11 protein-coding genes are annotated in these 14,494 nt (G+C 66.7%); 7 read left to right on the top strand and 4 right to left on the bottom strand.

Annotation, left to right across the window (positions count from 1 at the left end):
* Nucleotides 1–55: 55 nt before the first annotated feature.
* Nucleotides 56–937, bottom strand: a complete 882-nt coding sequence (locus tag AC1KVE_RS01775; protein WP_154832375.1) for a PhzF family phenazine biosynthesis protein — start codon at nucleotides 935–937, stop codon at nucleotides 56–58.
* A gap of 31 nt (nucleotides 938–968) precedes the next feature.
* Nucleotides 969–1,847 (bottom strand): PhzF family phenazine biosynthesis protein, encoded by an 879-nt coding sequence (locus tag AC1KVE_RS01780; protein ID WP_481091990.1) that lies wholly within the window; start codon nucleotides 1,845–1,847, stop codon nucleotides 969–971.
* Nucleotides 1,848–2,031: 184 nt separating this feature from the next.
* Here AC1KVE_RS01780 and AC1KVE_RS01785 point away from each other — a divergent pair, with 184 nt between their 5' ends.
* From AC1KVE_RS01785 to AC1KVE_RS01805, 5 genes are all read left to right on the top strand, one after another.
* Entirely contained in the window at nucleotides 2,032–4,641 is a 2,610-nt protein-coding gene (locus AC1KVE_RS01785) for a bifunctional aspartate kinase/diaminopimelate decarboxylase (RefSeq protein ID WP_167763937.1), read from the top strand.
* A complete protein-coding gene (locus AC1KVE_RS01790) occupies nucleotides 4,625–5,083 on the top strand; it encodes a hypothetical protein (RefSeq protein ID WP_184613405.1) in 459 nt (152 codons plus the stop codon). The genes AC1KVE_RS01785 and AC1KVE_RS01790 overlap by 17 nt, the downstream gene beginning before the upstream one ends.
* Nucleotides 5,080–6,435 (top strand): UDP-N-acetyl-alpha-D-muramoyl-L-alanyl-L-glutamate epimerase, encoded by a 1,356-nt coding sequence (gene murL / locus AC1KVE_RS01795; protein ID WP_104553032.1) that lies wholly within the window; start codon nucleotides 5,080–5,082, stop codon nucleotides 6,433–6,435. The genes AC1KVE_RS01790 and murL overlap by 4 nt, the downstream gene beginning before the upstream one ends.
* Nucleotides 6,416–7,825 (top strand): UDP-N-acetylmuramoyl-L-alanine--D-glutamate ligase, encoded by a 1,410-nt coding sequence (gene murD / locus AC1KVE_RS01800; protein ID WP_481091989.1) that lies wholly within the window; start codon nucleotides 6,416–6,418, stop codon nucleotides 7,823–7,825. Before murL ends, murD begins: the two co-directional genes overlap by 20 nt.
* A gap of 159 nt (nucleotides 7,826–7,984) precedes the next feature.
* On the top strand, nucleotides 7,985–8,785 hold the full coding sequence (locus AC1KVE_RS01805) for a dienelactone hydrolase family protein (protein WP_046343586.1): 801 nt from the start codon (nucleotides 7,985–7,987) through the stop codon (nucleotides 8,783–8,785).
* 270 nt (nucleotides 8,786–9,055) lie between these two features.
* Here the strand turns inward: AC1KVE_RS01805 and AC1KVE_RS01810 are convergent, their stop codons facing one another.
* Complete coding sequence (locus AC1KVE_RS01810; protein ID WP_184378832.1) at nucleotides 9,056–10,054, bottom strand: polyprenyl synthetase family protein; 999 nt, start codon at nucleotides 10,052–10,054, stop codon at nucleotides 9,056–9,058.
* 273 nt (nucleotides 10,055–10,327) lie between these two features.
* Between AC1KVE_RS01810 and AC1KVE_RS01815 the strand changes: the two genes are divergently transcribed.
* Nucleotides 10,328–10,852, top strand: a complete 525-nt coding sequence (locus AC1KVE_RS01815) for a single-stranded DNA-binding protein (protein WP_016902371.1) — start codon at nucleotides 10,328–10,330, stop codon at nucleotides 10,850–10,852.
* 311 nt (nucleotides 10,853–11,163) lie between these two features.
* On the opposite strand, the gene AC1KVE_RS01820 is transcribed toward AC1KVE_RS01815, so the two are convergent.
* Complete coding sequence (locus AC1KVE_RS01820; RefSeq protein WP_481091988.1) at nucleotides 11,164–12,669, bottom strand: sensor domain-containing diguanylate cyclase; 1,506 nt, start codon at nucleotides 12,667–12,669, stop codon at nucleotides 11,164–11,166.
* A gap of 272 nt (nucleotides 12,670–12,941) precedes the next feature.
* On the opposite strand from AC1KVE_RS01820, the gene AC1KVE_RS01825 reads away from it, so the two are divergent.
* On the top strand, nucleotides 12,942–13,949 hold the full coding sequence (locus tag AC1KVE_RS01825) for a zinc-dependent alcohol dehydrogenase family protein (RefSeq protein WP_481091987.1): 1,008 nt from the start codon (nucleotides 12,942–12,944) through the stop codon (nucleotides 13,947–13,949).
* The last annotated feature ends 545 nt before the right edge of the window (nucleotides 13,950–14,494 follow it).

Genomic DNA, 14,494 nt, shown 5'->3' on the forward strand with positions numbered 1-14,494 from the left:
CGCAGCGTTTCTTGTTTCGATGTAAGCACTCTTCAGCCTGCGGGATCAGGCGCGATCACGCCCAATCCAGCGTGCCGCGGATCACCGTCTGCACCTGGCCGCCAGACCACACATCGCCATTGGCGTCGATGCGCAATTCCAGCAAGGCGTCGAAGCCGATCTCGCGGCCCTGGCTGACCACGTAGCGACGTTCCTTGCCCGGCAATGCCTGGCGGCTGTCCAGCCAGGCGGCGAGCACTGCATTGGCCGCGCCGGAGGCGGCATCTTCGAAGCGCCGACCATTGCCGACGAAGGCGCGCACCGCCAGATCGTAGGCGCCGGGCGCTGCGGCGCGGGCATAGGCGAACACACCCATGCTGCCGGTGGATTCGGCCAGCGCGGCGATCGCGTCCCAGTCCGGCTGCAGGCCGCGCAGCGCCGCTTCGCTGGCCAGCTCCACCACCCACCAGGTGCGGCCGCCGTCCATCAAGGCGGGCGGCAGGCTGCCGAGTGGCCAGCCGCCCACCGCATCGCGCAGGCGCGGGTCGTCGGCCTCCACCTGCTCGGCCACGCGCGCACGCGGGGTGCGGATGGCGATGCTGCGGTGGCCTGCGATCTGCTCCACGCGCAGCGGCAGCTGGCCGGCGATGCCGTCCTGGATCAGCACGCCGTCGTCCGGCGCGGCCAGGCCGGCTTCCAGCACCGCGTGGGCGGTGCCGACGCTGGGGTGGCCGGCAAACGGCACTTCCTTTTGCGGGGAAAACATCCGCAGCCGATAGCTGCTGTGCGCATCCGGCGCCGCAAACACAAAGGTGGTTTCCGGCAGCTTGGTCCAGCGTGCGATGGCCTGCATCGCGCCGTCGTCCAGGCCTTGGGCATCCAGCACCACCGCCAGCGGGTTGCCGCTGCCGGGGCGGGCGGAGAACACATCCAGTTGCAGGAAACGGCGGGTGGTCATGGTGGCGGGTCAGCGAACAGGGCGCGGCAGCTTACCAATCGATGCGGCCTTCGATCACTTGCCTGGTCGTTCCGCCGATCCAGACTTCGCCTTCGTGATCCACCTCCACGTGCACACGGCCGTCGCGGCCGACTTCGCGCCCCTGGCTGGCGACATAGCGCGACGCCTGGCCGGGCACGCGGCCTTCGCCGTGCAGGCGCGCGGCAATGCAGGCGTTGGCGCTGCCGGTGACCGGATCTTCCGGGATGCCGTCGCCGGGGCAGAAGGCGCGCACCACCAGGTCCGCATCGCTCCCGGCCTGCGGCGCGTAGATGGCCAGGCCGGTGGCTGCGCTGTCCTGGGTCAGGCGGCTGATCGCCGCCAGATCGGGCAGCGCCTGACGTACCGCCTGCGCGTCGGCCAGTTCCAGCAGCCACCAGCCGGGGCCGTTGTTCCACAATGTGGCCGGGCGTTCGGCCATGCGCAGGCCGGCGCAGGCCTCGTGCAATGCCGCAACATGCGCATCGCCGGTTTCGACTGCTTGCGCACGCGGTGCCCGCAGCCGCACCAGCACGGCGCCGTGCCGGTCGATCACCTCTACGGGCAGCACGCCGGCCGCGCATTGCTGGCGCATCCGGCCGTCCGGCTTGAACGCCACCAGCCCGTGCGTTGCCGCCGCCCACGCCGCACCCACGCTGGGATGGCCGGCGAACGGCAGCTCGGCGCGTGGCGTGAAGATACGGATGTGGTAATCCGCATCGGGCGCGCTGACCGGCAGGAAGAAGATCGTCTCCGACAGGTTCAGCCAGGCGGCCATCTGCTGCATCTGCTCCGACGACAACGTCTGCGCGTTGAGGACCACGCCCAACGGATTGCCGTGGCCGTCCTGGCCGCCGAACACATCCAGTTGCAGGTAGCGGTGCTTGCTCATGGGGAATGGATCTCGGTCGATGGAAGGCGCGTCGATGGTTGCAGCGCAAACCGTTGCGGTGATGGCCGTGGCCGCCGGCAGGCTGTGACCGTACACGGGGTCATGCGGGCGACATTGGCAGTAGAATCGGAGGTTCCGCCCGGCGTACCGGGCGTCTTCCCCCTCATCCTAAACGCCTATCTCCATGTCAGCTCCCCACTCTACCGATCGTTGGATCGTCCTCAAGTTCGGCGGCACCTCGGTGTCGCGTCGTCATCGCTGGGACACGATTGGAAAACTGGCGAGCAAACGGGCCAACGAGACCGGCGGCCGCGTGCTGGTGGTGGTGTCCGCACTGTCGGGCGTGACCAACGAACTCACCGCGATTGCCGATGGCGCCGCCGACAGCGCGCAGCGCGTGGCGGCGCTGGAGCAGCGTCATCGCGAGTTCCTGGCCGAGCTGGAACTGGATGCCGATGCAGTGCTGGGCGAGCGCCTTGCCGCCCTGCATGCATTGATCGGCGACGCGCGCGCGGCAACCCGCACGCTGGACTGGCAGGCCGAGGTGCTGGGGCAGGGCGAGTTGCTGTCTTCCACCATCGGTGCGGCGTATCTGCATGCCAGCGGCCTGGACATGGGCTGGCTGGATGCGCGCCAGTGGCTGTCGGCGCTGCCGCCGCAGCCCAATCAGAGCGAATGGTCCAAGCGTCTGTCGGTGTCCTGCCAGTGGCAGTCCGACGCCGACTGGCGCGCGCGTTTCGCTGCGCAGCCCACGCGCCTGTTGATCACCCAGGGCTTCATTTCGCGGCACGCCGATGGCGGCACCGCGATCCTGGGGCGTGGCGGTTCGGATACCTCGGCGGCGTATTTCGGTGCGCTGCTCGGCGCCAGCCGGGTGGAAATCTGGACCGATGTGCCCGGCATGTTCAGCGCCAATCCCAAGGACGTGCCGGACGCGCGGCTGCTGACCCGCCTGGACTATTACGAGGCGCAGGAAATCGCCACCACCGGTGCCAAGGTGCTGCATCCGCGGTCGATCAAGCCATGCCGCGATTCCGGCGTGCCGATGGCGATCCTGGATACCGAGCGCCCCGATCTGCCCGGCACCAGCATCGACGGCAATGCCGAGCCGGTGCCGGGCGTCAAGGCGATCAGCCGGCGCAACGGCATCGTGCTGGTGTCGATGGAAGGCATCGGCATGTGGCAGCAGGTGGGCTTCCTGGCCGATGTGTTTACGCTGTTCAAGAAACATGGCCTGTCGGTGGACCTGATCGGTTCGGCCGAGACCAATGTCACCGTGTCGCTGGACCCGTCCGAGAACTTGGTCAACACCGATGTGCTGGCGGCGTTGTCGGCCGATCTGTCGCAGATCTGCAAGGTCAAGATCATCGTGCCGTGTGCGGCGATCACCCTGGTCGGGCGCGGCATGCGCTCGCTGCTGCACAAGCTCTCCGACGTGTGGGCCACGTTCGGGCAGGAGCGCGTGCACATGATTTCGCAGTCGTCCAACGACTTGAATCTGACCTTCGTCATCGACGAAGCCGATGCCGATGGCCTGCTGCCGATCCTGCATGCGGAATTGATCGACAGCGGTGCGATGCCGGTGAGCGAAGGCGAGGTGTTCGGGCCGCGCTGGCGCGAGATCATCGGCTCGGTGCGCCCGCGGCCCACGCCGTGGTGGCATGCCGAGCGCGCGCATCTGCTGACACTGTCCAAGGCCGGCACGCCGCGTTACGTCTATCACCTGCCCACGGTGCGCGCGCGGGCGCAGGCGCTGGCGCAGATTGCGGCAGTGGATCAGCGTTATTACGCAATCAAGGCCAATGCGCATCCGGCGATTTTGATGGCGCTGGAACAGGCCGGGTTCGGGCTGGAATGCGTTTCGCACGGCGAGCTGCGCCGCGTGTTCGATACCTTGCCCGAGCTGTCGCCGCGACGCGTGCTGTTCACCCCGAGTTTCGCGCCCAAGGCCGAATACGAAGCCGGATTTGCGCTGGGCGTGACCGTCACCGTCGACAACGTCGAAGCATTGCGGCGCTGGCCGGAGGTGTTCCGTGGCCGCAACGTGTGGCTGCGCATCGACCTGGGGCATGGCGACGGCCATCACGAGAAGGTCAACACCGGCGGCAAGGCGTCCAAGTTCGGCTTGTCGTCCACGCGCGTGGATGAGTTCGTGGAGGTGGCGCGCACGCTGGAGGTCACCATCACCGGTGTGCATGCGCACCTGGGCAGTGGCGTGGAGACCGGCGAACACTGGCGGATGATGTACGACGAACTGGCCGGCTTCGCGCGCCGCATCGGCACGGTGGAGACCATCGATATCGGTGGCGGCCTGCCGATTCCGTACAGCGCCGAGGACGAGCCGTTCGATCTGGAGCTGTGGGCCAAGGGCCTGGCCGAGGTCAAGGCGGTGCATCCGGGCTATCGGCTGGCGATCGAGCCGGGCCGTTACCTGGTGGCCGAAGCCGGCGTGCTGCTGGCGCAGGTGACCCAGGTGATCGAGAAGGACGGCGTGCAGCGCGTGGGCCTGGATGCAGGCATGAACACGCTGATCCGCCCCGCGCTGTACGACGCCTGGCACGACATCGAAAACCTCAGCCAGCTCGATGCGCCGGCCGATGGCAGCTTCGATATCGTCGGGCCGATCTGCGAATCCTCCGATGTGTTCGGCAAGCGTCGTCGTCTGCCTGCCGCCACCGTGCCGGGCGATGTGATGCTGCTGGCCGATGCCGGTGCCTACGGCTACTCGATGGCCAGCACTTACAACCAGCGCGAATTGCCGCGCGAAGAGGTGATCGATGCGCCCGCAGGCTGAGTTCATTGCACTCAGTACGCTGGCCGGTGGTGCTGCGATCGTGTTCGCCACCGCGCTGCAGCAACTGAGCCTGGGCATGCCATGGAGCGACACCTTCAAATGGGCGCTGCCCGCGCTGGTCGCCGCCGGTATCGGCGCATGGTTGGCCGGGCGTTGGCAACGTCGGCGCGACGCGCGGGATCCCACGCGTCGCAGTGGCGGGATGGCGGTGCGCACGGTGCTGTTGAGCGCGCTGAGTTATGTGCCGGTGGTGGCGCTGTATCTCGCCATCGCCTTCGCGGTGTCCGGCGATGCCACGGCTGCACGTCCAGATGTGCTGTTGCTGGCGGTGCTGTTCGGTTGCCTGCCGCTGCTGTGGGCTGCGGTGCCGTTTTCCATGATTGAATATGTCCTGTGCCGGCGTTATCTGCGTCGCGTACGTGTTCCTGCAGGTAGTCCATGAGCGCTTTCGACAAACACCAGATTTCCACCTTCCGTTTCGTGCGTTGCGCACTCGACGCGCAGACCGGCGTGGCGACGCTGGTGTATGCCTTCGATCAGGGGCCGGAACTTGTGGAAACCGTTGCCGTGCCCGGCGCGCCATTCGTGCTGGACGGCGCGCGTGCCGCCGCCGTGCAACAGGCCTTGCAGTTGCTGCACCTCATTGCGGGCGTGAGTTACTACAAGGCCGCAGTGCCGCCGACCATTGCCATCGACAGCTACAGCATCGATGCAGATACCGCTGCGCTGGTGGAAAGCGTCTACCTCCACGGCCTGGGCGAGTTCGCCTATCGCAATGGCTTGAACCTGCACGGCAAGATCCACTTGCCGGTGGCTGCGCCGGCTGCTGCCGATGCGCCGGCGCTGGGCCTGCGCGAGCATGCCCTGGTTGCGATCGGTGGCGGCAAGGATTCGCTGGTCAGCATCGAAGCGCTGCGGCATGCCGATGTCGAGCAGACCGTCAGCTGGATCGGCGGCTCGCAGCTGATCCGTGCCTGCGCCGAGCGCACCGGTCTGCCGGTGCTCAATATCGGCCGCGTGCTGGCGCCGGAATTGTTCGAGCTCAATCGCCAGGGCGCCTGGAACGGGCATATCCCGGTCACTGCGGTGAACTCGGCCATCCTGGTGTTGTCGGCCTTGCTCAATGGCGTGGACCAGGTGGTGTTTTCCAACGAGCGTTCGGCCAGTTACGGCAGCCAGATTCCCGGCACCGGCGAGGTCAATCACCAGTGGTCCAAGGGCTGGGCGTTCGAGCAGGCGTTCGGCGATTACGTGCAGCGGCACGTGGCGGCCGACCTGCGGTACTACTCGTTGCTGCGGCCGTTGTCGGAACTGGCGGTGGCGCGTCAGTTCGCCAAGACCGATCACTACGACGCGCATTTTTCCAGCTGCAACCGCAACTTCCATATCATGGGCGAGCGCCCGGTGCATCGCTGGTGCGGGGTCTGCCCGAAGTGCCATTTCGTGTTCCTGGCGTTGGCACCGTTCATGCCCAAGACGCGGTTGGTCAAGATCTTCGGGCGCAATCTGCTCGACGATGCAACCCAGGCCGGCGGCTACGATGCGCTGCTGGAATTCCAGGACCACAAGCCGTTCGAATGCGTCGGCGAAGGGCGCGAATCGCGCGCGGCAATGGCGATGCTGGCCAGCCGTGCCGAATGGAAGGAGGACGCGCTGGTGCTGCGTTTCATCCGCGAGATCCAGCCGCAGCTGGACCAGCAGGCGCTGCAGCTGGAGCCGTTGCTGGCCATCGACGGCGAACACCGGATTCCGTCGGCGCTGTGGGAGCGCGTGCGTGCGAATTTCGCAGCTTGAGGGCAAGGCGGTTGCGTTATGGGGCTGGGGGCGCGAAGGGCGCGCCGCGTATCGCGCACTTCGCGCCGCGTTGCCCACGCAAACGCTGACGGTGTTCTGCAACGCCGACGAAGCGCGCGAGCTCGAGACGCTGGCCGATGCTGCGTTGCATGTGGAAACCGACGCCAGCGCGCAGGCGCTGGGCCGGTTCGATGTGGTGGTGAAATCGCCCGGCATCAGCCCGTATCGTCCCGAGGCGCACACCGCCGCAACCGAGTACGGCACGCAATTCATCGGCGGCACCGCGTTGTGGTTTGCCGAGCATGCGCAGCCTGACGGCTATGTGCCTGGCGCCATCTGCGTCACCGGCACCAAGGGCAAGAGCACCACCACCGCGCTGCTGGCGCATCTGCTGCGCGCGGCCGGCCATCGCACCGCCCTGGTCGGCAATATCGGCCAACCCTTGCTGGAAGTGCTGGCGCCGCAACCGCCGCCGGGCTATTGGGCGATCGAGCTGTCCAGCTACCAGACCGGTGAAGTGGGGCGCAGCGGCGCGCGTCCGGAATTGGCGCTGGTGCTGAACCTGTTTCCCGAGCATCTGGACTGGCATGGCGACGAGGCGCGCTACGTGCGCGACAAGCTGGCGCTGGTCACCGAAGGCCGTCCGCGCATTGCCTTGCTCAATGCCGCCGATCCGCATCTGACCCAGTTGCAGTTGCCCGACAGCGAGGTGCGCTGGTTCAACCATCCCGATGGCTGGCATCTGCGCGGCGATGTGGTGTATCGCGGCGAGCAGCCGGTGTTCGACACCGCCAACGTGCCGCTGCCCGGCGAACACAATCGGCGCAACCTGTGCGCGGTGCTGGCAGCGCTGGAAGCCCTGGGGTTGGACGCTGCGGCGCTGGCACCGGCCGCAGCGAGCTTCCGCCCGTTGCCGAACCGCCTGCAGCTGCTCGGCAGCGTGGACGGCATCAGCTACGTCAACGACTCCATCAGCACCACCCCGCATGCCTCGTTGGCGGCGCTGGCCTGCTTTGCGCAACGCCGCGTGGCCTTGCTGGTCGGTGGCCACGATCGCGGGCTGGACTGGCAGGATTTTGCCGCGCAGATGGCGCAGCAGGCGCCGCTGGAAATCGTCACCATGGGCGCGAACGGGCCGCGGATCCATGCGTTGCTGACGCCGTTGGCCGTAAGCGGCCGCTTCGGCCTGCATGCTGCCGACGACCTGGAACACGCGGTGCGGCTGGCGCGCCAGGCGCTGGGCGAGCAGGGCGGCGTGGTGCTGCTGTCGCCGGGTGCGCCCAGCTTCGGCGCGTATAGCGACTATGTCGCGCGCGGCCGCCATTTTGCCCAGCTGGCCGGGTTCGATCCGGCGGCGATCAGTGCGATTCCCGGCTTGGGCGTGCAGTAGCGCTGCGTTGCGCGCGCGCGGAGCGACGGCGCCATCCGCCCCGGTTTTTTTCGACGGCCGTGGCAGAACGCCGACGCGATCGGTCCGTCGGCATCCACGCTGACCCGGCCTGCACGGCGGCAGCGCCTACACTCGCCGGACCTTCCCGGGAGCAGACACATGCACAAGCAATGGAGATGGCGTGGCGTTGGGTTGTTCGGTGTCTTGGCGTCGCTGGCGTTGCCCGCCGCCGCAGCGATGCAGGCCAAACCGCTGGAATGGACGATCGGCAAGGACACCTTCAGCGGCGTGCTGGTCTACGACGACGCCGGTGCCGCCAAGCGCCCAGGGCTGGTGATGGTGCCAAACTGGCGCGGGGTCAACGATTCGGCGGTCACCAAGGCCAAGCAACTGGCCGGCGACGACTACGTGGTGCTGGTTGCCGACGTCTACGGCAAAGGCAAGCGTCCGGCCAACGACAGCGAGGCCGGGCAGTTTGCCGGTGCGCTGAAGAAGGACCCGCCGACGCTGCGCGCCCGCGCGCTGAAGGCGGTGGATGTGCTCAAGGCGCAGGCCGGCAAGGCGCCGCTGGATGCATCGCGCATCGGTGCGGTGGGGTTCTGCTTCGGCGGCACCACGGTGCTGGAGCTGGTGCGCGCCGGTGCGCAACTGGCCGGTGTGGTCAGCCTGCACGGTGGCATCGCCACCCCCAGCCCGGCGGCGGCCGGTTCGGCCAGGACGCCGCTGCTGGTGCTCAATGGCGCCGACGACAAGAGCGTGAGCAAGGCGGACATCGCCGCTTTCGAAGCCGAGATGAATGCGGCCGGTGCGGACTGGCAGTTCGTCAATTTCAGCGGCGCGGTGCATTGCTTTGCCGAAGCCGATGCCAACAGCCCGCCAGGCTGCCTCTACAACCCGCGTGCGGCGAAACGTGCCTACCGCATGCTCGGCGATTTCTTCGACGAACGCTTTGGCGATTGACGAGATGGTCAGAGGCGGCTGACCGCCGCACTGGCGGTCGTCGGGTGTGGCGGATGGCGCGCAGACATGCGGTGCGGGAGTGGGGTGCCGATCCCGGACATGGATCGGATGGCGCACGCAGCATCGGTGTGTGACGCGTTCAGAGGCCGTGTGACAAGGCGCCGCAGTCCCGGCATGGGTTGCGGCAGCGTTTCCGCCGGAAAGGCGGGGTGCACCGCTGCCAGACAGCCCCTTCAGTGAGCGCGGCAGGCGAACCTGCCGCCACCCGGCTCAATGCGTGCGTTGCACCGCATACCGCGCCAGGCCGCGCAATGCGGCAACTGCGGGGCTGGGCGGCAACGTGTCCAGCGCCTGTTCGGCAGCGGAGGCATATTCGGCGGCACGCTGGCGGCTGTAATCCAGGCCGCCGGTGGCATGAATCGCCGCCAGCACTTCGGGCATTGCGCTCGCATCGCCTTGTTCGACGATCTGGCGCAGGCGCTCCCGGGTGCCCGCATCCGAGTGCGCCATGGCGTGGATCAGCGGCAGGGTCGCCTTGCCTTCGGCCAGGTCGTCGCCCAGGTTCTTACCCAGGTCCGCGGCGTCGGCAGCGTAGTCGAGCACGTCATCGGCAATCTGGAAGGCAAAGCCCAACTGCATGCCGTAGTCGTACAGGCGCTGCTGCACCTGCGCATCCGCGCCCGAGGCCAGCGCGCCCAGGCGGGTGCCGGCGGCAAACAGCACCGCGGTCTTGCGCTCGATCACGCGCAGGTAGGCGGCTTCGTCGGTGTCGGGGTTGTGCACGTGCAGCAGCTGCAGCACCTCGCCTTCGGCGATGCGGTTGGTGGTGTCGGCCAGGATCTGCATGACTTCCATGCGATCCAGCTCCACCATCAACTGGAAGCTGCGCGAATACAGGAAATCGCCGACCAGCACGCTGGGCGCGTTGCCCCACAGCGCATTGGCGGTGCTGCGCCCACGGCGCAGGTCCGATTCGTCCACCACGTCGTCGTGCAGCAATGTGGAGGTGTGGATGAACTCGATGATCGCCGCCAGTTGATGGTGCTCCGGACCGGAGCCGCCAGCGGCGTGGCCGGCCAGCATCACCAGCATCGGACGCAGGCGTTTGCCGCCGGCGGAGATGATGTGATCGGCGATCTGGTTGATCAGCACGACATCCGAGGCCAGACGGCGGCGGATCAGCGCATCGACCGCGGCCATGTCGGGCGCGGCGAGGGACTGGATCTGGGGCAGGCCCAGGACGGTGGGGAGGTCTTCGGCGATGGTCATGCGCAGGCGTTCGTGATGTGCGCCGATTATAGGTGTCTGGGCCAGATCCGTCCCGCTGGCCGTGTCCAAAGGCCTCCGGCGTGGCCGCAAACCCTTGCGGCGCCAGCGTCGGGCCTGTCCGGGAGCGTCCGGATTCCGACCTGCCGGCGCGGCATTTCCCGGCCCGGCGCTGCGGCGATCCGCCGGGACCGTGGCCGGCAGGTGCGGTAACATTGGCACCAAGACATTCACCGCCGCGCCCACTGGCGCCGGCGCATCATCTCGGAAGCATCTATGGCCCGCGGCATCAACAAAGTCATCCTCGTCGGCAACCTCGGCAACGATCCCGACACCAAGTACACCCAGGCCGGCATGGCGATCACGCGCGTGAGTCTGGCTACCACCAGCATGCGCAAGGACCGCGATGGCAACAACCAGGAGCGCACCGAGTGGCACCGCGTGGTGTTCTTCGGCAAGTTGGGCGAGATCGCCGGCGAGTACCTGCGCAAGGGCTCGCAGGTGTACGTCGAAGGCGAGCTGCGTTACGACAAGTACACCGGCCAGGACGGCGTGGAGAAGTACAGCACCGACATCGTCGCCAACGAGATGCAGATGCTCGGCGGCCGTGGCGAAGGCGGCGGCGGTGGCGGCATGGGCGGCGATCGCCCGCAGCGCAGCCAGGCGCCGCGCCAGCAGCAAGGCGGTGGCGGTGGTGGTCAGGGTGGCGGTCAGGATTACGCCCCGCGTCGTCAGCAGCCGGCCCAGCAGCAGTCGGCACCGCCGATGGACGACTTTGCCGACGACGATATCCCGTTCTGATCGATAGCCAAGCCTGGTTGTCATTCAAAAGGCCCGCATTGCGCGGGCCTTTTGCTTGCTCTGCACTGGTGATATCGACGCGGGCCGTGCTGTTCCGATCCGAAGCGCCCTCGACGCGCAGGTTGCCCGACCAGTACGACGGCGCCACTGACCTGTCCACCAAGCGTGGCTAACAGCACCTCGCGCGCAATCGCCAGGTGGCTGAGAACGCCGCACACCCAACACCCATGGAATGTCTGCCTGACACATGCCGATTCCGGACATGGGCCGCGCCTGCCTGACGTTACGGGCAGTTCTTACTGCCAGTTGCGCTACGCCGACGTCCGGTCGCGGCCGTTCTGCTTGGCGCGATACAAAGCCGAGTCGGCGTCTTGCACGAAGGCATCCGGGGTGCGTGGCGTTTCGCCCGGTTCGAACGTCGCGACGCCGACGCTGACGGTGACGTGTGCGCTGGTCGGGCTGGACAGGTGCATCAGCCCGAGCCCGGCGACGGCGCTGCGAATTGCGTCGGCCAGCCGCAGTGCGCCGGCGGCATCTGTCTGCGGCAGGATCATGCCGAACTCTTCGCCGCCGTAGCGCGCGGCAATGTCTTCGCTGCGCCGTGAGCAACCGGCAATCGCGCGCGCGACCAGGCGCAGGCAGGCGTCACCGTTGACGTGGCCATAGGTGTCGTTATAGAGCTTGAAATGATCGACATCGATCATCAGCACCGACAGCGGCGCCTGTCGATGCACAGCCTGCTGCAAGGCACGCGAGAGCCGGTGGTCGAACGCACGGCGGTTGGCAATGCCGGTGAGTGCATCGATCCAGGCTTCGGAGCTGAGTTTGTCCTCGTTGCGATGCATGCGGCGCAGTTGCAGATCCAGCCAGATACCGACGCCCAACAACAATACGCATCCCAGGGCGGCGATCAGGATTCGCTGGCGTGCGGATTGCCGCCAGTTGGCCAACGCGTCATCGACGGCGACCCCGGTCAATACGGTCAATGGATAGGCCTGCGCTGGCGCAAAGCTGGAAATGCGCTCCACGCCGTCGATCGGCGAACGATAGGTGGCCGTGCCATGCCTGCGCGCACGCATGGTGACGTAGATCGAAGTGCCTGCGATCGAGGTGCCGATCACGCCCGGTTTGTCGGGCCGGCGCACCAGCACGATGCCGTCGTCATTGGTCATGCCGATGGTGCCGTTCGGACCGACCTCGAAGGTGCTGTAGTAGTTCTGGAAATACTTCAGTTGCAGCGTGACCAGGACCACGCCGGCAAATTCGCCGCAGGGGGTATTGAGGCGCCGGCTCAAGGTCAGCACCCAACTGCCATCGGAGCGACTCTGCACCGGCGGCCCGACCAGCGACAAGGCGTCGCGATGGTCGCGGTGATATTTGAAATAGGCGCGATCGGCGTTGTTGTGCTTCCTGGGCGTGCTGTCCAGTGACGAACTTACCCAGCTGCCGTCGGCCGCATAGATGAAGATGCCATGCAGCCGGTCCGAGCGACGCGCTTCATGCACCAGAAAGTCATGCATGACCGGTCCCGCACTGGCCGAGCCCTGGTCGTGCTCCACCCGCGACACCAGTCCCGACAGCACGGCATCGGCGATCGTCAGGGTATCGCTGGCATGCTGCGCCAGCGAATTGGCGAGGTTCAACGATTGCGCTTCGGCGGTACGCAGCGCACTCGTACGCTCGTCGTGGATGGACCAGTATTCCGAACCAAGCAGCAGCAGGCACGAAATGCCCAGCACGAAGTGCAGCGCGATGCGTTGTGCTCGTTGCCGTCGCCGCTTGCCGGGTGATGTCACGGGAGTTACCTGTCTGGACATCAGGGTGTTGCAACCGCCGTGCCAGCTTAGCCGTGGGCGCTGGGTGGAATCGTTTGCATCGTGAGGCGCAATGCCGATCTGTGATTGATGCCTCATGCGTTGCACGGCAGCTCGCCCGGTATGCGACTGCGTTGCTGTCCAGCCTGCTGTCGTTACGCGCTCGATGCTGCGACGAAATCGCCAGCCCAAAACAGAGCCGAAAGCCAGCTCGACTGCATGCGGATAACGCCCGGCGTGTTATCCCGAAGATCGATCACAGCAAGGAGCGCCCCATGCGCGCGATTCGTTTAGCTCAGCCTGCAGGCCTGAATGCATTACATGGTGTTGCCTTGCCCGACCCCGGGCAGCCGGCACGCGGTCAGATCAGGGTGCGGCTGCATGCAAGCTCGTTGAATTTCCATGACCTTGGCGTGGTGTCAGGGCAGATGCCGACCGCTGACGGCCGTATCCCCATGTCCGACGGTGCCGGCGTGGTCGAGGCCGTCGGGCCTGAGGTGGATGAGTTCGCCGTTGGCGATCATGTGGTGTCCACCTTCTTCCCCGAGTGGCTGGATGGCGAGCCGCTGCATGCCGGCTTTGCCACCACGCCCGGCGATGGCGTCGATGGCTATGCACGCTCTGCGGTGGTGGCCGCCGCCCATGCGTTCACACACGCCCCGGCCGGCTACAGCCATGCCGAAGCGGCGACCCTGACCACGGCCGGCGTCACCGCATGGCGCGCCCTGGTGGTCAACGGCGGACTCAAGGCCGGCGACAGCGTGCTGGTGCTCGGCACCGGCGGCGTATCGATCTTTGCATTGCAGTTCGCCAAGGCGATGGGTGCCACCGTCATCGCGACATCGTCGTCCGACGAGAAACTGGCCAAGGCGCGCGCGCTGGGCGCAGACCATGTCATCAATTATCGGCAGCATGCCGAGTGGTCGGCGCAGGTGCTGGAGATCACCAACGGCCGTGGCGTGGATCACGTGGTCGAGGTCGGTGGGCCGGGCACGTTGGCGCAATCGATCCGCGCTGCGCGCGTTGGCGGACATATCGCCTTGATCGGTGTATTGACCGGTGCCGCGGGCCCGGTGCCGACCGCGGAAATGATGGGCCGGCAGCAGCGCCTGCAGGGGCTGGTGGTCGGCAGTCGCACGCATCAACAGCAGCTGGTGCGTGCACTGGATGCCTTGCCGCTGCGGCCGGTGATCGATCGCGCCTTCGCGCTCGACGATATCGCCGACGCCTTCGCGCTGCAGCGGGCAGGCGGCCATCTGGGCAAGATCGTGCTGGAATTCTAGAAGCGGTTGAAAACGTGCCGCGCTTGCCGTCAGGCGGGCGCGGCCGCTGCGTGGGATCGGAATGGATCACTCGCACACATCGCAATTCCACGCTATCCACACTCGCCTGACGGCCGATCGCCACGCGCTGGCGGCCGCTCAAGAGCGGTCGTTCGCATCCGGATGTTTTCGATGCAGCGCATCCGGATTCGGAAGACAAGCACCGCGTGGTGGAGACCGAAGCCAGCGCGCTGACGCAGATGACATCGTCGTTGTCAGCACCTGTAAAGGTCTCGAACTACTCCAGAACCTGAGGCGCGCTGCCAAACGCGAGCTGCCTGCAGCACGCACGATCGTTGTGCAGCGAGTACGCAACCCATTCCAACAATGATGAGCGCGTTTCATAGGCGCATGCAGTCCATGCCGTCAATGCCCGCCTGCAGCGCCTCTAGAATCGGGCCATACCGCCGATTCGCGCCCGCACACACTCGCCGCATGCTCACGCGATTGTGACCGGCCGCGCTGCACATTATTTAAGAACTGTATAAGCCAGCATTGTTGGAGAT

This window comes from Xanthomonas sp. NCPPB 2864 (assembly GCF_056675615.1).

What these genes read in the sequence shown, in the direction of transcription:
- AC1KVE_RS01820 (WP_481091988.1), bottom strand. Translation starts at nt 12,669, where the DNA reads ATGTCCAGACAGGTAACTCCCGTGACATCACCCGGCAAGCGGCGACGG.
- AC1KVE_RS01815 (WP_016902371.1), top strand. Translation starts at nt 10,328, where the DNA reads ATGGCCCGCGGCATCAACAAAGTCATCCTCGTCGGCAACCTCGGCAAC.
- murL (WP_104553032.1), top strand. Translation starts at nt 5,080, where the DNA reads ATGAGCGCTTTCGACAAACACCAGATTTCCACCTTCCGTTTCGTGCGT.
- AC1KVE_RS01785 (WP_167763937.1), top strand. Translation starts at nt 2,032, where the DNA reads ATGTCAGCTCCCCACTCTACCGATCGTTGGATCGTCCTCAAGTTCGGC.
- AC1KVE_RS01805 (WP_046343586.1), top strand. Translation starts at nt 7,985, where the DNA reads ATGCACAAGCAATGGAGATGGCGTGGCGTTGGGTTGTTCGGTGTCTTG.
- AC1KVE_RS01825 (WP_481091987.1), top strand. Translation starts at nt 12,942, where the DNA reads ATGCGCGCGATTCGTTTAGCTCAGCCTGCAGGCCTGAATGCATTACAT.
- AC1KVE_RS01775 (WP_154832375.1), bottom strand. Translation starts at nt 937, where the DNA reads ATGACCACCCGCCGTTTCCTGCAACTGGATGTGTTCTCCGCCCGCCCC.
- AC1KVE_RS01810 (WP_184378832.1), bottom strand. Translation starts at nt 10,054, where the DNA reads ATGACCATCGCCGAAGACCTCCCCACCGTCCTGGGCCTGCCCCAGATC.
- AC1KVE_RS01790 (WP_184613405.1), top strand. Translation starts at nt 4,625, where the DNA reads ATGCGCCCGCAGGCTGAGTTCATTGCACTCAGTACGCTGGCCGGTGGT.
- AC1KVE_RS01780 (WP_481091990.1), bottom strand. Translation starts at nt 1,847, where the DNA reads ATGAGCAAGCACCGCTACCTGCAACTGGATGTGTTCGGCGGCCAGGAC.